Genomic DNA, 19,698 nt, shown 5'->3' on the forward strand with positions numbered 1-19,698 from the left:
CAGCCGAGTCCTGGCTGCAGCACTGCGCTGCTGCTGGGCCGACGGCCAAGGAAGTCCGTGGCCCGGCCAGCCAGCGACGATCCGCGAAGTGCTGGATGTGGTAGATCAGTTGATTCCCGGACGCGGGGAAGAGGTACTGGTCCGCCACGGAACGGGGGCGCTCCGCCGGCTGCACGCCAGCCGGTGGCTGGCCGTCGACGACGAGGCTCAGAGAGTCTGTCTCGGTCCCCGAGTGGCTACCTGGTCGGAACAGGACCTTCCGGCACTACGCGAGCTGCACCGGGAGTTGCCACCTCCGCGGTCTGACCGGGAGCCGCACCGATGAGCGGCCTATTCGATGACCTGCTTCAGCCCCTCGGCGACAAGCAGCGCGACGCGCTGGTCTCGGCCTGGGCCGCGCTTGAGTACGGCAGCGAGCTAGCCAGCGAGGCCGCGCTGCCCGCGCTTCGGGACGCAGCGCTGCGCCACCTGCTTGAGCGGATGTTGCAAAGGACCGGTCGCACGCTCGTCCGTACGGGCACCTACCTGTGGACATCGGGGTACCGTGACGACATCTCCGCGGAACTCGCAGCGAACGGCTGGGGGATACTGCCGCCCCTGGAGCGGGCCGCGCTGATATTGGTGTTGATTCACTCGGTCGCGATCCCGCGGGCAGAGGGGCGCTTGGTTGGGGACGACTGGCAGTCGCCCCATCCGACCACACCGACCTGTCTGCGGAAGCTGTCGCAGGTTCACGGGCAGCGACGCTTGTCCGATGCCCTGCGGTGGCTGCGCACGGCCGGGCTGGTCCGCGTGGCACGCGGGGCGGACCCCGGGACGACCGGCGCCTCCTACGTCCCAGGGCCTGCGCTACACCGGCTCACTCCGGCCGCGCGCCAGCGCCTGCAGGAGAACCTGATCCTGGCCGTGGGCCCGGATACCGCGCTTGCTACGGCGATCATGGTCCGCCGCAACCCAGGCCGTCCACAACCGTGACGATTCTCCCCGAGGAGCGGTTCATGAGCGGCAGCACGCCGCAAGAAGAGGACATCGTCGGTGACCGTGTCCTGGTAGGCCTGCAGAGCGTACGAGTCTCCCGTCTTTCAACGCATCCCGTCCCGGTGGCCGCTGGCACTCTCATTGCCGTGGCCGGCCAGGGGCCGAAGGACTCCAATGGAGCGGGAAAGTCGTCGCTGCTGGCCCAGATCAGCTTGCTGCATGCCGATGAGCAATGGAGATTCGGCTCCGGTGCGCCCGCCGCGGTCGACCTGCTGTTCAATTCCGAGGACGCCGGTGGTGAAGACCGTTGGGGTAATGCCGACCACGGGTACGTCGTCGGCGTGTTCGCTCCCGCGACCGGGACCCTCGATCAGCTTGAGGCCGGCGCCCTGACCGTGTGGATCCGGATCGACCGCAGTAGCCAAAAAGGCCCACGCCTGAAGCTGCGCTGGAAGGAAGGTCTGCAGCTACCCGCTGGAGACAGTGAGGCCGAACGCGAGCAGGCCGCCGACTCCGTTTGGCAGGCCCTACCCCCGCGGGCCGGGCGCCAGGACGTGGCAGCCCGTGATCTTCCGCGCACCCTCTACGGTGAGCACGTGCGGTGCGTGTCGTTTCTGTCGACATCGGTGCGGGCCAGCGCCGCTCCGAACCTCCTCGCTCAACCTCTGAACGAAATCTCTGAGCGGCGGATCTTCGAGGCAATCGCTGCGCTCACCGGCATCGACCACGAACTAGAGAAGGAACGCCAGGCACGCCGCCACGAGTACGACCGTCTCCGGGAGGCCAGCGACGCCGTATCCGACCTTGCCTCCTGGGAGGCCAGCGCCCAGATCACTGAGAACGGTATCAACGCTCGGGACCAAGCACGTGGGCACGTTACAGAGGCGGCCGACCGCTGGCGTTCGCGCACGGCACGGATGCTGTGTGATGCCTTCAAGCGCGATGCCGAAATCCAGGTTGAGATCGCCGGGATCGACACAGAGATTGAGCAAGACAGCCGGGCGGCACGAGAGCTGGCCAGACAAGCGGAAGAGCTGGAGGATGAAAAGGCATTCAAACGACGGCAGCAGGCCGCGATCAGCACGTTCAGCAGGCTCGACGGCGAGGACCGCGAACTGGGCAACCAGATAGCAGCGCTGGAACAAAAGATCGAGGATGCTGACCACCGGCTGCGGGTAGCCAATGAAGCGGCCCGTGACGCTGACGGCCGTGACGAGGAAACCGCCAACCAGGAACGCGCCGGAGCGGACATTGACCTGGAAGAAGCAGTCAAGGCAGTCGGCGTGGCGGAGAGGGCGCACTCCGACGCCGAAGCAAGCCTGCGGGATGTGAAAACTGGTAGGGACCTGGCACGGCAGCAGATTAACCTCCTCGCGACTGAGGGAATCAGCGGGATCTCTCTGTTCGACGCCGTTGTCCTCACCAGCCAACAAAGGTTGAAGTGGGAGCCGCTTCTCTGGCCTTACCGTGAGGCGACCGTCGTGGACGCTGAAGATCTGGACAGGGCCAGTCTGCTCCTGTCGGGCTTACCCGGCTCGACCCTGATTGCTGCCAATCTCGCCACGAGCGCGAGGCGCGCCAACCTCCCGGGCAATGCCAACCCGCAATACGAACTGGGCAGCTTCCTCGCGGTCCTTGACGCGCGAGCCACTTCCCACGTCAATCCTGACCGGGTCCACGACGCCGCCGGCATCGTGATCATCGGCGGGTTTCCCAGCCCTGTTACTGACCGTGCTACCCGCATAGCCGCTGCGCGGGAGCGCGTTCGCCAGGAATTCGACAACCATCAGCAGGCCAAGGAGAATCGGAAGGCTGCCCTGCAACAGGTCGGCGCCGCTGAGCGCCGACAAAAGGGCGCAAGAGCTGCAGCCGAGGCCAAAAAACTAGCGGGCCAGATCGACAACCTGAGGAAGCAGGGTCAGGTCACCCGGGACGAGCGCGCGAAAATCAACCCGGTGCTAGGTGCTGCATCCGCGGAGCGGGATGAGGTACTCCGCTTGGTGGGCATCCGCCAACAGCAGATTGAGGCTCTGCAGCGCCAGAAGACCGCCCTCGAAAAGACAAACAAGGCCCGACGGGACAAGCGTGAGAACCTCGAGAAGGAAAAATCGAAGCTCGACCTTCCTGAACTGATCGCCCGCTGGGAGGGCACCCCTGCCTCTGCTATGGACCACCTACTCGCCCTGCCGGATGACCAGCAAACCTGGACGGCAGACAACTGGTGGGAGGAATCCAGGCACCTGATCCGTACCGCGATATCCGAGTGCTTCCCGCCTACCGCTTCTGACAGCATGCCGACCGAGGTCTCTGACCTGCTAAGAGAGTCCAGCCAGCGCGGGCCTGACAGCAGCCGACGAGCGCAGGCCGCATTCGCCCCGCTGCGCCACGCACTCCATGTCTACCTGCGTCACCATGAAGGCACGGACCAGTACGAGCGACAGCAGATCGCCATCCAGCGCAAGGACCGCACCGAGAACCTTGGTGCCGCGCAGATCGGCCATGAGGAGGCGGTCCAGGCGAGTCGGGCCTACCGAGGGGCACTGACCTCCGCCATCAAGAGGAAGCTGGCCGACGTCGCAGCCGAGTTCGACCGGCTCGACAGAGCCTACGGCGGGTACGGGGCTGCGCTTCAGTACGACGAACCTTCGCCGCCGGCCGACCCCACAGAGGATTGGGGTTGGAAGGTCACTCCGATGTGGCGGCGCGCTGAGGGACGGCGGCAGATCCCATACAACCGGCGGGCCAATACTGCGCAGATCGATGACCGGGCGATCAAGCTCGTATGCGCCGCCGCAGCCGCGAGCGGCACGGGTCGCCCCCTCGTCCTCGTTCTGGATGAGCTCGGACGCAACCTCGGCAAGCAGCATCGTCGTGAGGCGGTCGCCTTGCTTGGGCAGATCGGTGGGGAGAGCGGCATCACTGTTATCGGAGCACTGCAAGACGACATGGAGTCCTACGCCATCGACGCCTGTGGCGAGTACATCAAGCTGCGCCGCAGCTCAGACTCCAGCCCATACAACGAGCAGCCAGTCGTCGTTGGCTATGACGAGCAGGCCCCACGTGTCGAACTGCTCCGTGCCTGGCTGACCGGCAACGAGTACCGGGAGCCGGCATGACTTCCCGCTCTCGTCCGCGCGGCTTCGCGATGCGCCACCTGGGCGTCTACCCCGGCCTCACCACCTATGCCGTGCCCCTGCCTGACGGTAACTACAGCACCGACCGAAACGGCAATCCGAAGATCACGCGCGTCACTCTGGAGCCGGAAGGGTACCCGGTACCTCACCGCCCGGACGACCTGACCAATGGTCAGTGGGCCTTCGCTACTAACGGGCCTCGCCGATGGCAATCCGCCGTGACCATGTTTGGCGACCGAGCCGAGGCCATAGCCGCAGAGCTAGCACGCAACGGATGCATCATCCTTGAATGCGACTTCCGCGACGCCCGCGTGATCCTGCCGCCCCGCGGCTGGGCTCCTCACCCTGACCTGCATGCGGCTCGGCAGGAGCACACAAATCAGCGCGCCGCCCGAAGGGCCGCTCAGGACGACGAGGCGCACCGCCTTTCTGTCGAGCTGGCTCTCTATCCAGCTGCAGAGCCACTGGCGGCCCTCCTTAGAGCGCTACGAGATGGGGCCTACCGTGACCACGTCATCGAGGCTGCCCGCGTCTTGCTCACTGACAAGACCATGCCCGGTACTGGCGAGGTCGAGCCGTGGGCCGCTGTGCGATGGCTCAAGCGCGGAGCGCAGGCAGACTACGAACTGGACGATGAGTCACTTGCTGAGGGCGGGCAAGGAGCGGTCTACGGTGGTACGCACAGGCACTCCCACGTCCGCGTCGCTCTGAAGCAACTCCGCTACGGCGATGAGGACTCCAGACATCGCATGAAGCGCGAGATCTCCATCGGGCATCTTTACGGAGAGCACCCGAACGTCATGCCTCTGCTTGACTCTGACCCAGACGGGCGGTGGTTCGTCATGCCGCTCGCAAGCGGTAGCGCCGCCAACCACGCAGAACGTCTGCAACGGCAGACCGAAGCCCTCCAGGACCTAGTCACGGCAGTCTGCGAAGGACTACGCCGGCCACACACCGACGGCCGTATCCATCGCGACATCAAGCCGGCAAACGTCCTACTCCTCAACGGCAAGTGGGTTGTGGCCGACTGGGGGCTGGGCCGCCAGCCCCGAGGGGAAACCAGCGTTCCGCATCGAACTCGGACCGGCACCGGCTTCGGGTCCGAGGGATTCGCTGCGCCAGAGCTGTCATCAGGAAACCCCCACAACGCGACTGCCGCTGCTGACATCTACAGCATCGGGCGGCTCATCGCAGCCATCTTGACCGGGGAGCGCCCGGAGCAGAATCTGCCGCTGCTGCCCGCGCCCGGACCATGGCGACTTGTAGTAACAGAGGCAACCCGCCACAAGGCAACCGATCGACCGCAGAACGTCGACGATCTCCTCGGTCTACTCAATGACACCCAGTGACCGTTCTGACGCCAGTCTCAGTATTGCCAGGCACAAAGCCTACTTGCCCAGCAAAAGGATCATGAGGTCGATGACGCGCGTCGCACTAGAACCCTACTTCCTGCACCAGGACCAGGTGCAGTCCCTCCTCGGCGAGCGACGGACGGAATCTGCACGGGCGCGGGCTGCTCGCAGGAACGATCCCGAGGCAGCGTTGCCCTACGTGCTCGCCACAGAACTAGCCGAGGCACTCTCCTCGCTAGGAGTAACCGAGCTAGCAGGGTCTGCCCCAGGGCAGGATCTGCGCACGGGGCAGGTCATTGGCACAGAGCTGGAATTTGCGTTCCAGCGGGACCGGGATCGCGACTCCCCAGGCTTCAAGCCTGTCAGCTTCACGGCGGTGCTCGACGTGGGCGAGCCCATGCGCGTCACCGGCACATTCAACTCGGCAAGAACTGCCAGCTCGTCCGCAACCGGAAGCCTCGCCGGGCGCAGGCGGGCCTACCTAATCGGGACGATCATCAATCTCAGCGCAGCACAAATTGAGCTCAGGCCAGTCTTCATCGGAGTCAGGTCGTTCATCGATGAGCACCCTGCCGCCAGGAGCGCGGCGTCAGCTGCGCGGGTGTACCCCGGCGATATCGGCCAATTCAGCGGGATCGACTTCACATCTCCCCTCACCGCGGCCGAAGGTGAAGCGGTCCTGCATGTACCGGAGGACGTGGTGAAACACGCCTTCGCCAACCTGATCGGCGAGTCGTACGTTCCGAAGGACTGGGGCGGCGAGCGCTCCGATCTCTACACTTCACGAGTGTTCGCCCGCGGGCGCCAGGTTTCGGCGGCCTGGCTGTTCAAAGGCCCCGGCTACCCTCGCCCCATGGACGTCAAGGCTCTGGGCAAGAACGGCGACCAGATCGACCGACTATTCACAGAGCCTGCGGAGCTACTCGTCCTGCAGCACTGTCATCAGATCAAGCCAAGCGTGGTTGGCATGATGGACGCCTACGCCCATGACGCCCGGCGCCCCCGCCTGTACATGATCATCGACGGGGCTGACACCGGACGCGTGCTGAGGTCACTGGGCCTCCTCCCGGCCAGACCAGCAAACCTGTCTCTGCACAACCAAGGACCCGGAGCCCCAACGACCAATGATCGGGAGCCCGAAGTCACTGAACTATTTCAATGGCCATTGATCGAGTGACAGGGCTTCCCCGTCGAACTCGTAACACGATCTTGTGAATCGGCGCCGGTGAGCGTCACCGATGTGACGATTCGTCTGTTCGTGATGGCGAGAGCAACAAGCCGTGGGTTGGGACGACGAGTTGTGGACCCGGATCGAGCCGTTGCTGCTGGCCTGGCCGGAGCGGTCTCCGGGCCCCAGTCGATGGCCGACGCCGTCTGCAGGGCATCCTGTTCGTGCTGTACACCAGCATTACCTGGCGCGGCAGCTGCCGATGGAGCTGGGCTTTCGTTCCGGGCAGACCCTGCTGGCGCCACCTGGGCAGGTGGCAGGTGGCTGGCATGTTCGAGGCCCTGCATTGGATACTCCTGGCCGAGCTGAACTCAACCGGGCAGATCGACTGGACGCGCGCTAGCGTGGACGCTTCCCACATGCGCGCGAAGAAGGGGCGAGACGACCGGCCCCTCGTCGGTCGACCGCCGAAGACCGGCAGCAATCACCAGCTGATCAGCGACGGCTCCACGTGATCACCACGGCCACCAACGTCAACGACGACACCCAGTCCCTCACCCTGGTCGACGACATCCCGCCTGTGGCCGGCCGTGTCGGCTGGGAACGACACCTCGACCTCCGAGTTGAGAGGCGGGCCGCTTAACCGGACGCATCTCAGCGCCGACTGCCTACTGGCTTTACCGGGCTCTCCGCGCCTCGCATACGGGAATCCGTGCGACTAACGTGAGGTTACGACTACAGTGTGGCAATCGTGGCCGGAGAGGACTCCAGCCCATGGGGTCATGGGGGCATCATGCAGTTCGTCGTGGTGAATGGGCTGCAGGATCTGCCTGCAGATTACACCGGGGCATACCTGACCCCGGACAACTGGAACGACTATGGCTTCGTGACGCTCTACAACCTGGGCATCAAGCGCCACGGGAGAGACCCAAAGTCCGTCGGCGGTGTCCGAATCGGGCATCTTGAGATGGGATCAGGCCGAAATGGTGAATTTCGTCGAACCGAGGACCGCCTGCCGCGCCAGTTCGAGGTACTCGACGAGGATTACTTCAGCCTGGGCGTCGATGACACGTACTACGATTCGCTGAGCAGACTGGATGATCACGACAGGATCGCCATTCTCAGATCGCTGCGGGACGTAGCTTACGACTACAGTCCGAATTTCGTGGAACGCGTATGGGACTTGAAAGTCTTCAAGGAATCTCTTATGCGCGACGTACGCCATCCGCGCGCGGAGCTGGAGCGCCTTTACCTCATTGCCCGCGGCCGCGATCGAGTCGTTGACTTCCATTGGTACTACACGCCTCCCATTCCCGAGGGTTCAAAGTATGAACCACCCGCCCTGAGCTTCCGGGCCAGTCCCGCCTCGCTGCCGCCAAGCAACGTGCATGCTCTGATCGGCCGCAATGGAGTGGGCAAGACCAGCATGATGCGAGCGATGGCTGATGGAGTGGCGTCGGGGACAATTGAGGTCACTCAGTCCGCCGCTCGCACAGCCCAGGTCACACCGAACGTGGTACTGGTCTCCTTTAGCGCCTTCGATGAGCTACTTCATCACCCGGACGCCCCTGCGGGGCTTGCTTACATCGGACTGCGGGACGATGAGGATCCGCAGCGCCTGAAGACTAGCGAAGACCTGTCCATGGAATTCGCCAAGAGTCTCACCACGGCTCGCATCGGTGTCCGCCGCAGCCGCTGGGAGCAGATTCTGGCCACGCTCAGTTATCAGGAGTCCGGATTCCTGGAAGACTACGAAGGCGATATTGAAGATCTTTTGTCCGAGGGCTCCGACCGCCGATTCGAGGCCAATGCGGTACGGCTCTTCGCACCACTGAGCTCGGGCCACAAGATCGCTTTGCTGACCTTGACGCGGCTGGTCCAAGAGGTGACCGAGCGTACGGTCGTCTTCATAGACGAACCCGAAGCACACCTACAGCCCCCCTTGTTGTCAGCGTTCATCCGTGCACTATCCGATTTCCTGTCCGACGTCAATGGGATGGCGGTCGTAGCCACGCACTCACCGGTTGTCCTTCAGGAGGTGCCGAAGTCGTGCGTCTACAAGCTGCGTCGATACGGCAATGTCTTGACAGCCGAACGGCCACTAATGGAAACCTATGGTGAGAACGTTAGCGCTCTCACTCACGAGGCCTTCGGCCTGGAGTCCACCGCCACTGGTTTTTACGCCGCCTTGGCCAAAGAGGTCGACGAGGGACGCAGCTATCAAGAGATCCTGGACGACTTCGAATCCCTCGGGAGCGAAGCCCGCGGCCTGCTGCGCATCCTCACCTCCCGTCGAGACCGGAGAATCTCATGATTCCGCTCGATCCCCCCGAGATGACGGTCAAAGAAACACTGGCTGCCGCCTGCGAGGGGCTGCAAAACAACGTCCTAAAGATAAGGCTCATGGGTCGCGAAATGGACCTTTCCGCAGCCGAGAAGATCTATATCGAAGCGGCCGAGCACAACGGCCTCTATTCGCTCGCCACCACCGCGCGGCAAGATGAGCTTCTGCTGCCCGACCGCGACGGGGAGCACCTGAGAACTCTCTACAGCGCAGGGTTGGTCGGGCGCAAGGACGGCAGGCTGAAATATGACGAGCTCAAGGCCCGTGCGCTGTTCGGACGTTGCCTGCTTTGCGGCAACAGTGAAATCGGCTCGCTGGACCATCACCTGCCCAAGGAGATGCTCCCCCTCTACACGATCTGTCCTGTCAACCTGGTGCCGGCGTGCGGCAAGTGCAACCAGATGAAGGGCGACCGGATCGGGGCCACCGGCGGTCAGCGCACTCTCCATCCCTACTATGACCGGCCCGGCAGGACCGGACGCTATCTTTTCGCCGACGTCACTAGTTGGCCCGTGCAGTTCCGCATCCAGGCTCTGCCCGATTGGGACGCTGAACTGCGCACCCGCGTCGAGTACCACTTCCGGACGTTCAAACTGGCACAACGCTATGCTGAGTTCTGTATATCTGAGGTAACCGCCAGCCAGTGGCTACACCGGAAGATACGCCGCGAGAGCGGCGTATCTTCCCTAACTGCGCACCTGCAGGAGGACGCCCAACAGCACGCCACAACCCACGGCCTCAATACGTGGGACACAGCCCTGCGCTACGGGCTGGCCGACAGCACCTGGTACCTCCACCAGGGAGTCCTCGAAAGCCCCTAAGAAGACATCTCATTTGGATAGTCGTCGGGTGCAAATGAGGGCTGCGGCGATGCTGGCGAAGGCTGCGAAGTGGTCGGTCTTGCGTTCGTAGCGGCGGTGAAGCCGACGGAAGCCGCTGAGCCAGGCGACGGTGTGCTCGATCACCCAACGGTGGCGGCCGAGGCGCTGGGAGGACTCGACGCCTCGGCGGGCAGTGCGGGCCGGGATCTGCCGTCCACCGGTGGCAACGTCCCCGACATCACCCAGGCCCTCGCCCTGGTCGACGGTGTCCCGCCCGTCGCGGGTCGGCCGGGCGAGCCCTGCAGACGGCCCAAGTCCGTTCCCGAGGACAAGGGTTACAACAGCCGACACGTCCATCGGGAGCTGACCAGGCGTCTGGTCCTGCCCGTCATCTCCCGCCGCGGCGAGCCCGACATCCGGGGCCTGGGCAAGGTCCGCTACATGGTGGAGCAGGCCTTCGCCCCGCTCCACCGGTTCAAGCGCCTCGCCACCCGCCGGGAACGACGCCTCGACCTCCACGAGCCACCCGTCTCACTCGTGTGCGCGCTCATCTGCTGGCGGAGGCTCAACAGGCCGACCGCGTGATCGTGTTACGAACTCTCAGGACCGTTTGGCTCCAAGATCGCCACGATGGTGTCCCACTTCTCCTTGGACCAGGCGGGCGAGGCAGCGAGCTGCTCCTGCACCCAGGCATCAATCTTCGCCTCACCATCATCACCATCGGTGCTCATAGCGGTACCCTACGGCGTCTCACCTGGTCGGAGCTTATGGATCGAAGAGGCTCTCTGGCGACAGTTGACGTGTCGTCAGGTACTGACCAATTGCAGTATGCACAAGATGCCCAGTCGCCAGTTCGAGGGCGGTGCAGCAGGCAAGCATCTGTTAGAGGCTGGCCACCGGGTAACCGGACGGCTCCTCGCGCTGTACTTCGCATCAGCGACCGCGCGTGGGCGACCGTCCTCGCCACACCCGATCAGGTCGGATTTCATCAGTACCGCCTAGTCCTGGTCGAGGTAGTGGCGGGCATGGGGCCCCACACTGACCGCCGTACGGGCACAAGGCATGGGCGAGCGCGGTGGCCACAAAGTCCTCGAACGCCTGAACCATGTTGACCAGGAAGCCGTCCACCAGCCCCGATCCGTCACGCTGCTCCACCGACTCGCCGCGCACGATGACCTCGGCAAGCCGGAAGGCGGGCTGGTACCGCGCGTTCAGGCGGACGGTCGCCAGACTTGCAGCAGCGCCAGGCGACCGGAAGGCGGCAAGCAAACCCGGCCGCCAGTCCGCAGCGCCAAGCAGGAGGGCTCAGCGGATGTTTGCCTCAGGCCTGGGCAACTCGTCCAGGTCGAAGGTGAAGGTCCGCCCGTCGGCCAGCTCGATGGGAAGCTTGCCCGAACCGTACTTGTGCGTGTGCGCCGCGACGTAGCCGGAGCCGGTGGGCTGGGTGTGGACGACGACCTCTGCGGCGTACGGGTCCACCACCACGTAGACCGGGATGCCGTAGCGACCGTACTTCGCGGTGCAGTCGTCGTAGTCCTTGCGCGCGGAGGAGACCGACACCACCTCGGCGATCAGCAGTACGTCCTCGAAGCCGTAGCGCTTGCCCTGCCGCTGCGCGTCCTCCCGCATGATCGCGAAGTCGGGGGCGGAGTTCTCGTCGGCCGGAAAGTCGATGTACACGTCGGAGATGACCTTCGCGTGCCGGCCGAGGGCGAGGGAGTCGATCTGCATCGACCTGATGGTGCTGGAGTGCTCCTCGCTCTGCGGGGTCATGACCACCTTCCCATCGGTGCCGAAGAAGACCACGTACCCCGCAGGGAACTCGGTGTGCATGACCGCGTCGACGCTCATCAACAGCTCCTTCCCGTCGCCCCTCAGCATATGGCGCCCCGGATTCGCACGGGGGCGACCACAAAAGTGTCAGGGGGAAGGTGCCGTGTGGATGGACCGGTCGATCCGCCGCGCACGGCACTGTCGCGTGGGCCGCAGTCTGCGGCTCCGCGCCCCCTACTCCTCAGCGGCGACAGCGGGCGCGCTGTCCTCCAAGCGCTGGCGGATGATGTCGTACTTCCCGGGCCCCCACTCGGGTGAGGCGGCCAGTTCGGCCTCCACCCAAGCGTCTATGCTCTTGCCCAGTTCCTCATCGTACGTGTCCACGCAACTACCCTCTGACAACACCCCAGGTCAGGACTACCTGGTTGTGTTAAGTCATTGGCACCAGTGGCAGGCCGCGTACCCGACCGACAGCAGCACCGGCACGCCGCGCCGCTCCGCCTCCGCGAACGCCTCGGGGCCCCAGGGCCACCAGTCGACCGGGTTGTCAGCGTGCTGCAGCAGATAGGGCGAGGTCGCGCCGGCGAGACGATTCACGCCGCCACCCTACTCATGGCAGGCAACGGGACAGCTGTCGAAACGGCGGCCCGGTGCGCCCGAGTGCGGGCGGTGCGGTCCGGCGGTGGTCGCCGTCCTGGTCGCGAGGGCCCGGGAAACGGGGGCAGCCCGGGGACGGCTGCTCGACGTCCGGTTCGCTGCCGCAGCTGATCCGGCGTGGAACCGTCGGGGGTCGCCCCGTCGATCCGGGGCGGGAGGCGGCGCTGAACCGGCTCGCCGCCCCGGGCCGTTGAGTCGAGGCGGACGGCGGGGGCGACGCGGGTGACAGGAGGCAATGGCGTGACGGGCGACCACACGGTCATCGAGCGGGTGCGGCGGCTGGAACGGGAGGCGGACTGGGACCTCGCCCCGGTGTACGGGCCCGTCTCGCCGCCACAGGAGCCCGAGCGGCCCTGGCACCGGCCGCTGGACACCACCGGCACGGCGGCTGTGCTCCCGCAGGGCGCTCCCCCGGCCGCCCCGCCCGGGCCGGCGGCACAGCTCCCAGAAGCCGTGCCGGCGGTCGCCGCGCCCGTCGCCCGGCGGGGCCTGCGCGGGATCGGCCTCGGTACCGGACTCGGCCTGGGCCGGGTCGATCGGGAACGGCTGGAGGCCGTCGTCCGCACCCCGCTGCACCGCTCCTACCGGATCGCGGTCGTCGGCCTCAAGGGCGGTGTGGGCAAGACCTCCGTGACGCTGGCGCTCGGCTCCGTGCTCGCCGAGACGCGGTCCGACAAGGTGATCGCCGTCGACGCCAATCCGGATACCGGCACCCTGAGCGGGCGGGTCCACCGGGAGACCACGGCCACCGTCCAGGACCTGCTGGTCGCCGCTCCCTCGATCACCGGCTACATGGACATCCGCCGCTTCACCTCGCTGACCCCCAGCGGTCTGGAGGTGCTGGGCAACGACCCGGACCCGGCGGTCGCCACCGCCTTCGGCGGCGAGGACTACCAGCGGCTGGTCGACCTGCTCGCCCGCCAGTACCCGATCGTCCTCAGTGACTGCGGTACCGGCCTGCTGCACGGCGCCACGCGGGCCGTGCTCGACCTCGCCGACCAGTTGGTCATCGCCGCCACCGCCAGCCTCGACGGCGCGAGCGGCGCCGACGCCACCCTGGAGTGGCTGCACGCGAACGGTTACGGGCCGCTGGCGCGGCGCAGCGTGACCGTGGTCTCCGGCGTCCGCGGCACGGGCCGGGTGGTGAAGGCGGAGAACCTGGTGGCGCATTTCGAGAGCCTCTGCCGGGCCGCCGTCGTCCTGCCCTTCGACGAGCACCTGGCCCTCGGCGGGACGTTCGAGCCCGCGAAGCTCCGCCACCGGACCCGCCGCGCCCACCTCGAACTCGCCGCCGCGGTCGCCGAGGGGATGAGCCACCCAGGCGCCGCCGTTCCCGCCGGCTAGGGCCTGGGAGGGCCCGTCAGGTCTGCCAGCCCCCGGGGCGCCAGGCGCGGCGGCGGCCGGCCGCGCAGACCAGTGCGGTGCCGGTGACCAGGGCGACGCCGGCGAGGACGGCACCCGCCGTCACCACCGCCTGGTGCCCGGCGGTGTCCGGCGACGGCGGCCGGAGTGCGGCGACGGTCGGGGCCGGGCGGGGCGACGGCGGGACGGCGGCCGGCGCCGGGGCGCCGACGGCGGCCGCCGGGTCGACCGTGCCGTAGCCCACGCGGGGGTCCGGCAGGGCGGTGCCCGGGTGGTAGGCGGTGGACATCAGACGGTCCTTCAGCCCGGCCGGCCCGAGGTCGGGCCGGTAGCCGAGGACCAGGGCGGCGGTGCCGGCCACCACGGCGGCGGCGAAGCTGGGCCCCGAGCCGGTGAAGTAGCCCTTGCCGCCGGGCCCGACGCTCATCATGGCGTCCCCCGGGGCCACCAGGTCGATCCGCCCGGCCCCGCCGCCCGGGGCACCGGAGCCGCCGGAAGTGCCGGAGGTGCCCGAGCCGACCCCGCCCGACCCGCCGGAGTCCGTACCACCGCCGTTCGGGGCGCCGTTCGGGGCCAGGTCGGACACCGTCAGGACCTCCGCGGGGGCCGGGGCGGACCCGGACCCGGACCCGCTGCCCTGGTCGGGCCCGGCCGGGGCGACCACCAGAGCCCCCTTGCCGCCTGCGTAGCGGACCGCGCCGGCGAGGTCCTCGTCGCCCGCCGCGACGGGCAGGGCCAGCGCGATCACCCGGGCGCCGCCGTCGGCCGCGTCGCGGATCCCCTTGGCCAGCAGGGCGGCGGTGGTGTTCCCGGCGTCATCGGTCACGGCCACGGCCAGGACGCGCGCCTCGGGGGCGATGCCCGCGAAGCCGACGCCGTCGCGCCGGCCGGCCGCGATCAGTCCGGCGAGGAACGTGCCGTGGCCGACGCAGTCGCGGGTGGAGGCGCCGTCGCCGTACTCGCGCGGCCCCGGCACCAGGCGCCCGCCCAGGACGCCGGAGGCCGGGTCCACTCCGGAGCCGACGACGGCGACGGTCACCCCGGCGCCGCGGCCGAGCTGCCAGGCGGTCTCGGGACGCAGGAAGGCCTGCGCCCACGGCATCCGGTCGGTGTCCTTGTCGGAGGGCTTCACGCAGCCGTCCGCGCGGCCCGCGCTCCGGCTCTGCCCGATCACGGGCAGCGACCCCGGCTCGGCGCCGCCGGAGGAGGGCTGTCCCGGACGGGCCGTACCCGCCGCGGCGGGCGTCCCGGGGACCGGGGCGCCGGGGAGCGGGGCGCCGGGTGCGGCGCCGGCCGGGCCGGCCTGCGCCAGCAGGATGCCGAGGCACATCACGGCGCACACCGCCGGACCGGCCCCCGTCCGCCGCACCCCCGCAGCCGGTCGGATCCGCGCGGCGCGGCGCGCACGGGAGCGAGCGCCGGTCATACCGCCCTCGCCCGCGCCGGTACGGGGATGTCCTGCGGCAGCAGCAGGCTCAGCTCCGAGACGTCGCCGATGTCGAGCCGGGCCAGGCGCCCGGCCTGCCGGGTCACCATCGCCTCCAGCGTCTGCCGGGCGAAGCGGCCGTTGCCGAAGTTGCGGTCGCGCGGGACGGTCTCGCACAGCTGCGCCAGGGCGGCGAGGGTCTCGGGCGCGCAGACGTAGCCGGCCTGCTCGGCCTGCAGCCGGACGATGGTGACGAGTTCGTCCGCGCTGTAGTGGTCGAAGGCGATCTGCTGGGAGAAGCGGGAGGCCAGGCCGGGGTTGGAGGCGAGGAAGCCCTCCATCTCCTCCTGGTAGCCGGCCACGATCACCACGACCTCGTCGCGGTGGTCCTCCATCAGCTTCATCAGGGTGTCCACCGCCTCCTGGCCGAAGTCCCCGCCGGCCCCGTTGCGGGGCGTCAGGGTGTAGGCCTCGTCGATGAACAGCACGCCGCCGCGCGCGCGTTCGAAGGCGTCGCGGGTGAGCTGGGCGGTGTGGCCGATGTAGCGGCCGACGAGGTCGGCGCGGGCGGTCTCGATCAGCTGACCGCCGGGCAGCACGCCGAGTTCGGCGAGGAGCTCGCCGTACAGGCGGGCGACGGTGGTCTTGCCGGTACCGGGCGGCCCGGCGAAGACCAGGTGGTGGCTGATCTTCGCGGTGGGCAGTCCGGCCTCCTCCCGGCGGCGCACCTGGGTGATGAGGTTGACCAGGTTCTCGACCTGCTCCTTGGCGGCGGCCAGGCCGACCATCGAGCGCAGCTGTTCCAGCAGTTCGGTGCCCTTGCCGCCGTCGGCGCCCGCCGCGCCGGCCTCCGCCCGGGCCGCGGCGGCGGCCTCCGCGCCGAGGTCCTCGGGCAGCAGCAGCGGCAGGTCCGCGTCGGTGACTTCGGCGAGCTCGGCCAGCCGGGACGCCTGGCGGTCCACCATCTCCTCGAACACCTTGCGGGCGGCGCGGCCGTTGCCGAAGTCGGCGCCCTTGGGCATCCGCGTGAAGTGCGTCCCGAGCGCGTCCACGGTGACGGGGTCGAGTTCGTAGCCGTGCGCGGTGGCGGACCGCTCGACGATGGTGACCAGTTCCTCGGGCGAGTAGTTGCGGAAGTCCACGGTGCGGCTGAAACGGGAAGCCAGGCCGGGGTTGGAGGCGAGGAAGTCGCGCATCTCGTCCGAGTACCCGGCGACGATCACCACCACGTCGTCGCGGTGGTCCTCCATCAGCTTGACCAGGGTGTCGATCGCCTCCCGGCCGAAGTCCGGTCCGGTGCCGCCGGAGCCGGCGGACAGCGTGTACGCCTCGTCGACGAACAGCACGCCGCCGAGCGCGGACTGGAAGACCTCGGTGGTCTTGATCGCCGTACCGCCGATGATCGAGGCGACCAGGTCGGCGCGGGCCACCTCGACCAGGTGGCCGCTGGGCAGCACGCCGAGCTCGGCGAGGATGGCGCCGTAGAGACGGGCGACGGTGGTCTTGCCGGTGCCGGGCGGCCCGGCGAAGACCAGGTGGCGGCCCATCGGCAGGGCCGGCATGCCGGCCTGTTCCCGGCGCCGGGCCAGCTTGTTGAGGTTGACCAGGGTGGCCACCTGGTCCTTGACGCCCTCCAGGCCGACCAGCGCCTGCAGCGCGGCCTGCGGTCCCTCCGGCTCGGGCGGCGGCGGGGCGGCGGCCGAGTGCCGCGCCGGGTCGGTGGCGTCGTCGCGGTCCCCGGCGCCGGTGCCGTCCTGCGCGCCGGCCGGCCGGACCGCCGCGGGGCCGTCCTCGGCGCCGGCGCTCGCGCTGCCGTGGCTGTCGGCGCGGCCGTTGTCCCGGCTGGTGAGGTCCTGCACCGCCAGCCGGCTGCCGGCCCTGGTCTGGCGCAGCCCCGAGCCGCGGTTGCCGGCGACGGTGCACCCGGTGACCCGGACCGGTTCCTCGGAGTCCACCCGCAGGCCGTCGCCGGCGTTGTCGGTCAGTTCGCAGCCGTTCAGCGCGGTCCGGCTGCCCGCCGCCATCAGCACGCCGTGGCCGCGGTTGCCGTGCACCCGGGCGCGGACCATGGTGAGTTCGCCGCCGTCCTCGACCAGCACGCCGTCGCCGGTCCATTCGGCGATGTCGCAGTCGCGCAGGGAGGCGACGCCGCCGGGGCCGACCTCGACCCCGGCCACCGCGGCGGCCCTGCCGGGGCCGGCGGCCGGGGCGCCGCCGCGCACCGTGGAGCCGCCGACCTGGGTGTTGCCGCCGTCGGCGACCCGCAGTGCGGACCGCCCGGTGGCGGACAGCACGCACGACTCCAGCCGTCCGCGTCCTTCCCGGAACACCTCGACGCCGTGGCCGCGCACCTCCGCGATGTCCAGGCGGCGCAGCAGCGGGTTGGCGCCGTCGCGGACGCTCACCCCGGCCCCGGCCGCGCCGCGCACCTCCAGCCGGTCGAACTCGGCGGCGCTCTCGCCGGTCAGCTCCACTCCCGCCCCGGCGCTGTCGGCGACCGCGGTGCGGGTCAGCGCGGGGCTGGAGGACTCGTCCACCAGGATCCCGGCCAGCTCCGAGCCGGCCACCTCGCACTCCTCGAAGCGGCCGCGGGAGCGGCCGGTGACGTGGATGCCGTGGCCCTTGGTGCGCACCGTGCGGCAGCGCCGCAGCAGCGGGTCGGTGCCGCCGGCCAGCACCACGCCGTGGCCGCGGGTGGAGCTGACGGTGCAGTCCTCCAGCACCACCTGGGCGGCGGAGCTGACGTAGACGCCGATCGAGGTGTCCAGGACGGTGGTGCGCAGCACCCGGGTGGTGCTGTTCTCCTCCAGGGCTATGCCGGGCTTGTCGGTGGCCGAGATCTCGCAGTCCTCGATCGAGCCGCGGCCCTCGCCGTTGACGCACACGCCGTTGCCGCGGGCGTCGCGCATGACGCAGCCGCGGACGACGGGGTTGGCGCGTTCGCCGATCACCACGGCGGAGCTGCCGAGGTGTTCGATCACGCAGTCCTCGATGACGCTGGTGCCGGTCGAGGTCTCGACGATGCCGGCCCCGGCGGGGTTGACGACGCGGCAGCCGCGCATCGCCAGCGAGCCCTGCTGGCGGGCCAGCACGGCCGTCCAGGAGTTGCCCGCCACCTCGCAGTCCTGGAGGGCGGCCTGGCCGCGCGGGACGTCGACGGTGGGCAGTTCCTCGTCCTGGCCCTGGAGGACCAGGCCGGTGAGCTGGACGGCCTCCGCCACCACCTGCACCACCGCGCCGCGCCGGGGTGAGATGCGCACGCTGCCGCGGGCCTCCTCGGCGGTGATGGTCACCATCTTGGTGATCACCAGGTTCTCCTCGTAACGGCCCGGGCGGACGCTGATGACCGCTCCGCTGCGGGCCGCCTCCAGGGCGGCGCCGATCGTGCGGTAACCGCCGCCGCTCGGCTCCGCGCAGACCGTCAGCACATGGCGGCTCATCGGGCGTTCTCCTCCGTCGTTCGTGGGGCGGTGACGCTGGTCGGGCGGTGGTGCGGGCGGCGGTCGATGGGCCGCCGGTGGTGCGGGCCGCGGGTCAGCCGGTGCAGTTGGCCCGGACGGCGGAGGCGGCGTGGTGGGCGTAGGTCTGGGTGCCGCCCTTCCAGTCGTTGCCGCGGCTGTGCAGCACCACGGCGATCCTTCCGCCGCTGAGCGGGAAGGTGCCCGCGGAGACCCACTGGCCCCGGTGGGCGACCTGGTTCACCTCGAAGGACCTGTCCTGCACGGTGTAGTAGGTCGGGGCGCCGCCGACCGCCTTGATGTCCCCGTCGGGCACGAAGACCGACAGGTTGCAGGTGCCGGTGGTGACCGGGCCGGTGGTGAAGGTCCACACCACCGAGTTGCTCTTGTCGTCGTTCGCGTCGCCGGACATCGGCACCGAGCTGAAGCCACCGCCGCAGCCGTCGCCGGTGTAGCCGCCGGAGTTGCGACGCCAGCCTTCCTGGCCCTTGTCGTACCAGCCGTTCAGCTGCATGGAGGTGGACCCGCCGCAGCCGGGGCCCGCGACGGCGTAGTAGGTCGGCGGTGGGGGCGGGGGCGGCGGGGCCGCCTGCTGGGTGGGCTTGGCCGGGGGCACGGCGGGCTGCTCGGCGGCGGGCGGCTGGGGTTGCGGCGTGCCGGCGACCTGTCCGGTGGTCTGGGCGGTGCTCTGTCCGGCGCCCTGGGCGGGTGCGGGCGCGCTCGCCGCGGTGCCGGTGGCGGGACGACCGGTGGGTCGTGCGCTCGGGCCCGGGTCGGGTGCCTGGACGGCGTCGGGCAGGGCGGCGGCCCCGGCGGCGGCGGGGACCACACCCTCCCCGGGTGCCGGGCCGTCGGCCGGCGGGCCGGGCTGCGGGGGCTGGTCGCCGGGCGGGTTGCCGGGCGGGTTTCCGGGCGCGTCGGGGCCCGGCACGTAGCCGTCGCCGCCGCCGTCCGGCTGGGAGTACCCGGCGGGCGGCGGGCCGTCGGCGCCGGGGGTGTGGGGGCCGTCCCCGCCGAACCCGGAGAGGGCCAGCGGCACCCCGACCAGCACGAGGCCGGCGATCACCGCGGCGGCCACCATCGACTTGGGGAGGCGGCGTTGGCCGCCCTCCTCCTCGGCCGCTCCCGCCGGTGCGGGCACGGCGCTCACCCCGGCGCGGGACTGCCCGGGCGCCGCGGCGCCGCTCTCCCCGACCGGGGGCACCGCCCCGGCGGCGCCCACGGC

The 19,698-nt window shown here is 69.1% G+C and carries 16 protein-coding genes and 2 pseudogenes; 9 read left to right on the top strand and 9 right to left on the bottom strand.

The window, feature by feature from the left end; translation table 11 throughout:
- Positions 1 to 321 precede the first annotated feature (321 nt).
- From ACFWA9_RS24705 to ACFWA9_RS24735, 7 genes are all read left to right on the top strand, one after another.
- Positions 322 to 975: a hypothetical protein gene (locus ACFWA9_RS24705; protein ID WP_380389816.1), complete on the top strand. Its 654-nt coding sequence runs from the start codon at positions 322 to 324 to the stop codon at positions 973 to 975.
- Between the two features lie 23 nt (positions 976 to 998).
- On the top strand, positions 999 to 4,094 hold the full coding sequence (locus tag ACFWA9_RS24710; RefSeq protein ID WP_380389818.1) for a hypothetical protein: 3,096 nt from the start codon (positions 999 to 1,001) through the stop codon (positions 4,092 to 4,094).
- Positions 4,091 to 5,461, top strand: a complete 1,371-nt coding sequence (locus ACFWA9_RS24715) for a serine/threonine-protein kinase (protein ID WP_380389820.1) — start codon at positions 4,091 to 4,093, stop codon at positions 5,459 to 5,461. The genes ACFWA9_RS24710 and ACFWA9_RS24715 overlap by 4 nt, the downstream gene beginning before the upstream one ends.
- 70 nt (positions 5,462 to 5,531) lie before the next feature.
- Complete coding sequence (locus ACFWA9_RS24720; RefSeq protein ID WP_380389821.1) at positions 5,532 to 6,641, top strand: hypothetical protein; 1,110 nt, start codon at positions 5,532 to 5,534, stop codon at positions 6,639 to 6,641.
- A 320-nt stretch (positions 6,642 to 6,961) separates the two neighbouring features.
- A complete protein-coding gene (locus ACFWA9_RS24725; RefSeq protein WP_380389823.1) occupies positions 6,962 to 7,147 on the top strand; it encodes a hypothetical protein in 186 nt (61 codons plus the stop codon).
- A 278-nt stretch (positions 7,148 to 7,425) separates the two neighbouring features.
- Positions 7,426 to 8,946 carry an AAA family ATPase gene (locus ACFWA9_RS24730; protein ID WP_380389824.1) on the top strand — a complete coding sequence of 507 codons (1,521 nt, stop codon included), beginning with the start codon at positions 7,426 to 7,428 and terminating at the stop codon, positions 8,944 to 8,946.
- The gene (locus ACFWA9_RS24735; RefSeq protein ID WP_380389826.1) at positions 8,943 to 9,797 is read left to right on the top strand and encodes a hypothetical protein; all 855 of its coding nucleotides are present in this window, start codon (positions 8,943 to 8,945) and stop codon (positions 9,795 to 9,797) included. The genes ACFWA9_RS24730 and ACFWA9_RS24735 overlap by 4 nt, the downstream gene beginning before the upstream one ends.
- Positions 9,798 to 9,806: 9 nt before the next feature.
- Here the strand turns inward: ACFWA9_RS24735 and ACFWA9_RS24740 are convergent.
- Positions 9,807 to 10,010 (bottom strand): annotated as a pseudogene (locus ACFWA9_RS24740) (transposase); the annotation flags it as partial.
- Here ACFWA9_RS24740 and ACFWA9_RS24745 point away from each other — a divergent pair.
- Positions 9,930 to 10,382: a transposase gene (locus ACFWA9_RS24745; protein WP_380389844.1), complete on the top strand. Its 453-nt coding sequence runs from the start codon at positions 9,930 to 9,932 to the stop codon at positions 10,380 to 10,382. The pseudogene ACFWA9_RS24740 and the gene ACFWA9_RS24745 overlap by 81 nt on opposite strands.
- A 5-nt stretch (positions 10,383 to 10,387) precedes the next feature.
- Here ACFWA9_RS24745 and ACFWA9_RS24750 read toward each other — a convergent pair whose 3' ends face one another.
- The 5 genes and pseudogenes from ACFWA9_RS24750 to ACFWA9_RS24770 form a co-directional block, all read right to left on the bottom strand.
- Positions 10,388 to 10,528, bottom strand: coding sequence for a hypothetical protein (locus ACFWA9_RS24750; RefSeq protein WP_380389828.1), 141 nt, complete (start codon positions 10,526 to 10,528; stop codon positions 10,388 to 10,390).
- Positions 10,529 to 10,730: 202 nt separating this feature from the next.
- Positions 10,731 to 11,066 (bottom strand): hypothetical protein, encoded by a 336-nt coding sequence (locus tag ACFWA9_RS24755; RefSeq protein WP_380389830.1) that lies wholly within the window; start codon positions 11,064 to 11,066, stop codon positions 10,731 to 10,733.
- Positions 11,067 to 11,102: 36 nt separating this feature from the next.
- On the bottom strand, positions 11,103 to 11,648 hold the full coding sequence (locus tag ACFWA9_RS24760) for a Uma2 family endonuclease (RefSeq protein ID WP_380389832.1): 546 nt from the start codon (positions 11,646 to 11,648) through the stop codon (positions 11,103 to 11,105).
- 156 nt (positions 11,649 to 11,804) lie between these two features.
- Positions 11,805 to 11,954, bottom strand: coding sequence for a hypothetical protein (locus tag ACFWA9_RS24765; protein WP_380389834.1), 150 nt, complete (start codon positions 11,952 to 11,954; stop codon positions 11,805 to 11,807).
- Positions 11,955 to 12,011: 57 nt separating this feature from the next.
- A pseudogene (locus ACFWA9_RS24770) lies at positions 12,012 to 12,167 on the bottom strand (DUF255 domain-containing protein); the annotation flags it as partial.
- Positions 12,168 to 12,467: 300 nt separating this feature from the next.
- Here ACFWA9_RS24770 and ACFWA9_RS24775 point away from each other — a divergent pair.
- Positions 12,468 to 13,571 carry a MinD/ParA family protein gene (locus ACFWA9_RS24775; protein WP_380389836.1) on the top strand — a complete coding sequence of 368 codons (1,104 nt, stop codon included), beginning with the start codon at positions 12,468 to 12,470 and terminating at the stop codon, positions 13,569 to 13,571.
- A 16-nt stretch (positions 13,572 to 13,587) separates the two neighbouring features.
- On the opposite strand, the gene ACFWA9_RS24780 is transcribed toward ACFWA9_RS24775, so the two are convergent.
- From ACFWA9_RS24780 to ACFWA9_RS24790, 3 genes are all read right to left on the bottom strand, one after another.
- Positions 13,588 to 14,919: a S8 family serine peptidase gene (locus tag ACFWA9_RS24780; RefSeq protein WP_380389838.1), complete on the bottom strand. Its 1,332-nt coding sequence runs from the start codon at positions 14,917 to 14,919 to the stop codon at positions 13,588 to 13,590.
- Between the two features lie 92 nt (positions 14,920 to 15,011).
- On the bottom strand, positions 15,012 to 18,455 hold the full coding sequence (locus ACFWA9_RS24785) for a right-handed parallel beta-helix repeat-containing protein (RefSeq protein ID WP_380389840.1): 3,444 nt from the start codon (positions 18,453 to 18,455) through the stop codon (positions 15,012 to 15,014).
- 94 nt (positions 18,456 to 18,549) lie between these two features.
- A partial coding sequence (locus ACFWA9_RS24790; RefSeq protein WP_380389842.1) for a hypothetical protein occupies positions 18,550 to 19,698 on the bottom strand: 1,149 nt, incomplete at its 5' end.

This window comes from Kitasatospora sp. NPDC059973 (assembly GCF_042737525.1).
Taxonomy (GTDB): domain Bacteria; phylum Actinomycetota; class Actinomycetes; order Streptomycetales; family Streptomycetaceae; genus Kitasatospora.

Excerpts from the sequence above, each read along its gene's own strand:
- ACFWA9_RS24750 (WP_380389828.1), bottom strand. The coding sequence starts at position 10,528 with ATGAGCACCGATGGTGATGATGGTGAGGCGAAGATTGATGCCTGGGTG.
- ACFWA9_RS24715 (WP_380389820.1), top strand. The coding sequence starts at position 4,091 with ATGACTTCCCGCTCTCGTCCGCGCGGCTTCGCGATGCGCCACCTGGGC.
- ACFWA9_RS24720 (WP_380389821.1), top strand. The coding sequence starts at position 5,532 with ATGACGCGCGTCGCACTAGAACCCTACTTCCTGCACCAGGACCAGGTG.
- ACFWA9_RS24730 (WP_380389824.1), top strand. The coding sequence starts at position 7,426 with ATGCAGTTCGTCGTGGTGAATGGGCTGCAGGATCTGCCTGCAGATTAC.
- ACFWA9_RS24705 (WP_380389816.1), top strand. The coding sequence starts at position 322 with ATGAGCGGCCTATTCGATGACCTGCTTCAGCCCCTCGGCGACAAGCAG.
- ACFWA9_RS24710 (WP_380389818.1), top strand. The coding sequence starts at position 999 with ATGAGCGGCAGCACGCCGCAAGAAGAGGACATCGTCGGTGACCGTGTC.
- ACFWA9_RS24785 (WP_380389840.1), bottom strand. The coding sequence starts at position 18,455 with ATGAGCCGCCATGTGCTGACGGTCTGCGCGGAGCCGAGCGGCGGCGGT.
- ACFWA9_RS24780 (WP_380389838.1), bottom strand. The coding sequence starts at position 14,919 with ATGTGCCTCGGCATCCTGCTGGCGCAGGCCGGCCCGGCCGGCGCCGCA.
- ACFWA9_RS24760 (WP_380389832.1), bottom strand. The coding sequence starts at position 11,648 with ATGAGCGTCGACGCGGTCATGCACACCGAGTTCCCTGCGGGGTACGTG.
- ACFWA9_RS24725 (WP_380389823.1), top strand. The coding sequence starts at position 6,962 with ATGTTCGAGGCCCTGCATTGGATACTCCTGGCCGAGCTGAACTCAACC.
- ACFWA9_RS24735 (WP_380389826.1), top strand. The coding sequence starts at position 8,943 with ATGATTCCGCTCGATCCCCCCGAGATGACGGTCAAAGAAACACTGGCT.